We start from the raw sequence: 1323 nt of genomic DNA on the forward strand, positions 1-1323 counted from the left end.
CCGTTGATGGGGAAGACGGCCCCGCTCCCTCGGAGCCGGCGATATACTGCCGATGCACGGAACCGCTAACAGGAGCCATTGACCAATGGAAGTCGCGACAATTGGGTTGGACATTTCGAAGCACGTATTTCACGTCCATGCAGTTGACAGCAAGGGCCAAATAACCAGTCGCCAACGCCTCCGGCGAGGCGAGATCGTGTCGTTCTTCTCCTCGATCGAGCCGTGTCTGGTCGGCATCGAAGCCTGCGCCACCGCTCACCACTGGGCACGCGAGATTCAGCGGTTTGGACACGAGGTGAAATTGATTCCGCCTGCCTATGTAAAACCTTATGTGCGGCGAGGAGCTAAGAACGACGCCGCCGACGCGGCCGCGATCTGCGAAGCGGTGACCCGCCCCAATATGAGGTTCGTTCCGATCAAGAGCGTCGAGAACCAGGGCTTCCTGATGCTTCATCGCGCAAGAGGCCTGCTGGTCCGCCAGAGAACCATGACGGCTTGTGCCATTCGAGCTCACTTCGCTGAGTTCGGAATCATTGTCGGGCAAGGCCGGCAACGGGTGGACGGTCTGGTGGACTTATTGGATGACGAGGCCCTGGCGTTACCAGCCAATGCTCGTCTGGCACTCGCCGCTCTCGTGAACCAACTGAAGGAATTGGACCAGCAGGTCGAGGCCATCGAGCGTGAGCTGGCTCTCATCCAGAGAACTAATCCGATGGCGAAGTTGTTGTCCTCCATTCCCGGCATTGGTCCCATAACGGCCACGGCTCTCGCTGCGACCGTGCCGGACCCGACAATGTTTCGCTCCGGGCGAGAGTTCGCGGCCTGGCTTGGCCTGACACCTAAGCAGAATTCAACTGGCGGGAAGGATCGGCTGGGCAGGATAACAAAACAGGGCGATTCCTATCTCAGGCACTTGCTTGTGATCGGAGCACGTAACGTCGTTCGGTACCCAAAGGCACGCTCCAGGGTCGGAGGCGGCTGGATCGAAGCCCTGCTTGAACGGCGTCGGCCCATGGTGGTCGCCATCGCCGTTGCCAACAAAATGGCCCGGATCATCTGGGCAATGATGACCACCGGGGAATTCTATCGGCCTAAGCTCGCGGCTTAACTTTCCGCGTATCCTGGCCACCTTATGGTGTGAGGGCAAATGACAGCATGATGGAAACCGGCGGAGCTGGGGATCGAGCAAGCCCGAAGAGCTTTAAGCGCACAAGCGCGACCCGTTGATGAGGCCTCGATCCGCGATCTCCATCAGGGCCAGCGGCCATGGCATCGGTCGCACTAACAGGCCGTATACATGAACGCACCCGACCGGTATCCAAA

At 59.3% G+C, this 1323-nt stretch carries 1 protein-coding gene; it reads left to right on the plus strand.

Annotation, left to right across the window (positions count from 1 at the left end):
• Window positions 1-85 precede the first annotated feature (85 nt).
• A complete protein-coding gene (locus tag XI05_RS09005; RefSeq protein ID WP_271500735.1) occupies window positions 86-1108 on the plus strand; it encodes an IS110 family transposase in 1023 nt (340 codons plus the stop codon).
• Window positions 1109-1323: the final 215 nt, after the last annotated feature.

It is taken from the genome of Bradyrhizobium sp. CCBAU 11357 (assembly GCF_028128865.1).
Classification (GTDB): domain Bacteria; phylum Pseudomonadota; class Alphaproteobacteria; order Rhizobiales; family Xanthobacteraceae; genus Bradyrhizobium.

Coding starts and splice junctions, on each gene's coding strand:
- XI05_RS09005 (WP_271500735.1), top strand. CDS start 86: ATGGAAGTCGCGACAATTGGGTTGGACATTTCGAAGCACGTATTTCAC.